This is a genomic window from Corynebacterium phoceense, assembly GCF_900092335.1.
In the GTDB taxonomy this organism is placed as follows: domain Bacteria; phylum Actinomycetota; class Actinomycetes; order Mycobacteriales; family Mycobacteriaceae; genus Corynebacterium; species Corynebacterium phoceense.
Window position 1 is genome coordinate 1,414,135 of sequence record NZ_LT596208.1, and the last position, 3,154, is coordinate 1,417,288.

2 protein-coding genes and 3 pseudogenes are annotated in these 3,154 nt (G+C 67.6%); 1 reads left to right on the plus strand and 4 read right to left on the minus strand.

From position 1 onward, the window contains the following. Window positions 1-36: 36 nt before the first annotated feature. From BN9444_RS10890 to lspA, 4 genes and pseudogenes are all read right to left on the minus strand, one after another. Window positions 37-537 (minus strand): annotated as a pseudogene (locus tag BN9444_RS10890) (RluA family pseudouridine synthase); the annotation flags it as partial. 5 nt (window positions 538-542) lie between these two features. Beyond that, window positions 543-1,088: pseudogene (locus BN9444_RS10895) on the minus strand (Y-family DNA polymerase); the annotation flags it as partial. Beyond that, a pseudogene (locus BN9444_RS14350) lies at window positions 1,000-1,383 on the minus strand (RluA family pseudouridine synthase); the annotation flags it as partial. The pseudogenes BN9444_RS14350 and BN9444_RS10895, both read right to left, overlap by 89 nt. Then, window positions 1,367-1,858 (minus strand): signal peptidase II, encoded by a 492-nt coding sequence (gene lspA / locus BN9444_RS10905; protein WP_066512330.1) that lies wholly within the window; start codon window positions 1,856-1,858, stop codon window positions 1,367-1,369. The gene lspA and the pseudogene BN9444_RS14350, both read right to left, overlap by 17 nt. Window positions 1,859-1,899: 41 nt before the next feature. Here lspA and BN9444_RS10910 point away from each other — a divergent pair, with 41 nt between their 5' ends. Beyond that, window positions 1,900-2,865: a hypothetical protein gene (locus BN9444_RS10910; protein ID WP_066492164.1), complete on the plus strand. Its 966-nt coding sequence runs from the start codon at window positions 1,900-1,902 to the stop codon at window positions 2,863-2,865. Window positions 2,866-3,154: the final 289 nt, after the last annotated feature.

Sequence of the window (3,154 nt, forward strand, 5' to 3'; positions counted from 1 at the left end):
CGGCGACGCGGCGACGCCGATAGACGAGGGCCTGGTTCATCCGCGCAGTACCTCAAGCGCGTGCTCGAGGTCCGCCGGGTAGGGCGCCTCCACCTCGAAGTACTTGCCTGTGCCCGGGTGCGTGAAGCCGAGCTTGACCGCGTGCAACCACTGGCGGTTAAGGCCCACCCGCTTGGCGAGGTTCGGGTCGCAGCCGTACATCGGGTCGCCCACGCACGGGTGCCCCGTGGCGGACATGTGGACGCGAATCTGGTGCGTGCGGCCGGTCTCCAGGTGCACCTCGAGCAGGCTCGCCTCGCGGAAGGCTTCGAGCAGCTTGTAGTGAGTCACCGCGTTCTTGCCGCCGTCGACGACCGCGAATTTCCATCCCGAGGACGGATGGCGGCCAATCGGCGCGTCAATCGTGCCCTCAATCGGGTCCGGCAGGCCCTGCACCACGGCGTGGTACGTCTTCTTCACGGTACGTTCCTTAAACGCCTGTTTGAGCTGCGAATACGCCCGCATGCTTGCCGCGACAACCATGACGCCCGAGGTGCCCANATGCCCTGCGCCATGAGCCACAACGAGCGCCCCACCGTCGAGCCGATAGAGATGTCGACCTCCTTCTCCGACATCGCCGCTAGGTCGCCGATGGTCACGATGCCGATCGCGTTGAGCTTCGCGCCCGTCACTGGGCCGATGCCCCAGAGCTTCGTCACGGGCAGCGGGTGGAGCATGTCCAGCTGGCGCTCGACCGGAATGATGTACACGCCGTCGGGTTTGGCCTCGCCAGAGCCGATTTTCGCGAACTGCTTGCCAGAACCTGCGCCGATGGACGCGGGCAGGCCCGTCTCTTCCCGAATCGTGCGGCGCAGGTCCTCGCACCACTCGCGGACCTCCTCGGGCGTCGCGCCCACGAGCTCGGGCGGCTCGAGGAAGGCCTCGTCGATGGAGAGCTGCTCAAAGACCTCGACACGGCGGGCGACGGACTGAAAGACGCGGCGCGAGGCCGCCGAATACACCGGAAAGCGCGGGCGCACGACCACGCCGNCGGAGCCCGCCGATGACCGTCGGGCCCTCCCAGCCCAGCGTCGGGTGCGCCGCGACGCCCACGGGCTTGTGAACGCAGATGACGTCGTCATCCGCGTAGAGGACGTCCATGCCCTCCACGAGCTCCTCCTTCGGCACGAGCGGCTCCTCCGGCGCGGGCATGACCACGTCGATCCACCCGCCGGCGGTGAGGCGCTCAGACTTGCCCACCGCGACGCCGTCGATCTCCACGTCGCCGGCGTCGCAGGCCTTGGCGGCCTTGGCGCGGGAGACACCCAACAACTTGGCGAGAGCGGCATCGGCACGCATGCCCTCCAGCCCCTCGGGCACGGGCAGCCTACGAGACTCGCGCATTCCGACCCTCCAGCAGCAAGAAGATGATGAACACGACGACGCCGCACGTGATCGACGCGTCAGCAATGTTGAAGACTGCGAAGTTGCCCACCGAGATGAAGTCCACCACGTGGCCGAACCAAAACCCCGGCTCACGCACGAGGCGGTCGACGAGGTTGCCCAGCGCGCCGCCGGCGATCATCGCCAGACCCACGGCCTGTCCACGGTCGGTAATCCGCGGCGCGGCAATCGCCACGCCCACCACGAACGCGAGCTGGATGGTCGTAAACAACCAGGTCGAGCCGGCTCCGCCCATAGAGAACGCCGCGCCTGGGTTAAAAAGCAGATAGAAACGGAACCAGTCACCGAGGACGGGCAGGGGCTCGCCCTCGGTGAGGATGGACAGCATGAGCTGCTTGACGGCTTGGTCGACGACAGCGACGCCCACGATGATCGCCGCCATCATCCCCACGTATCTCTTCGCTTTCTCACTCACCCGGTCTATTGTAGGGTCCCCCGTCCTGTAATTTGGAATGGGTGAAACGTGTTGCAGTTTTATCAGTTCTCCTCACCGGCGCCCTCGCGGGCTGTAATTACGAAGCCCCCGGCCCCGCGGTCGAACAGGCCGTCGGCTCCGATGTCGACGCCCCACGCGTGACCGTCAAGGACGCCGGCACCGGCGATAAGCGCGTCCTCGCCTACGCAGACATCGGCAAAGAGCAGGCCGTCACCGTCGACGTCACCTCTGGGTTCGCCCAGGACGTCGTCAAAGCTGACCGCGCAGCGGACTTCGAGACCTCCAGCCTCGACGAGAAGACCACCACTCTCCCGCTGAAAGGCTCCGTCGAGGAAGCCTCCGAGGCCACCGACGGCCAAGCCGAAGCCTCCCGCAACGTCTTCTTCACCGTCGGCGTACCGGAGTACTCCGGCAACGTGCGCATCGACTCGGCTGAGGGCTTCCAATTCGGCTGGCGCGCCGTCGACTCCGGCCAGATGTCCTCGCTGCGCCTCGCTGCGCCCCAGGAGGGCACGGACGAGGCCCGCGCACTCGCGGAGACCGCCATTTCCACGCTCGTCTCGCTGCCTGTCGTCTTCCCCGACGAAGAAATCGGCGCCGGCGCGACGTGGACCGTCGAGTCCCGCGTCGCTGGCGGCTCGCCCCTGCTCCAGACCGTCACCTACACCGTCGACGCGCTCACGGACACCGGCGCGCAGCTTTCCGTCGACGTCGACCAACGCCCGAGCCTCGGCGCCCTGTCGCTCGACGCCGCCACTCAGCCTTCCGATGCCCCCTCCACCGCTTCTGCCGGCACTCTCGACGTCCGATCCTCCGACTCGCAGGCCTCCGGCAAGCTCACCGTCGATTTGTCGCAGCCGCTGCCCGTGGCCGGCGACGTCGACGTGATGACCCGCGTCGTCTACGGCCAGGACGGCGGCGAACAGCCCGCCGTCGTCCAGACCACAAAGACCGGCCTCAAATTCTCGCCCAACGCCGCAGACTAACGCTCCTGTTCTTCTCGGCGCCATCGCGTCCGATGCCCTCGGCGCCTGGGACTTCCGCGCGCGACCTGCCGAGTTCACAGTGCCGGTACTCACGCTCGCAGGCAGCGATGACCAGGTCACTCCCCAGCGACGATGCGCGCTCGGCGAGGCCACCGGCGCTCAAACGACGAAACGCCCCGCGCAACAGCGGGGCGTTTGTCTTGAGGTGTTACTCAGCGGCCGGGGCGTCGACCGGAGCTTCCTCGGCTGGGGCGTCGCCAGCCGGAGCCTCGGCGGCGGGGGCTGCGGG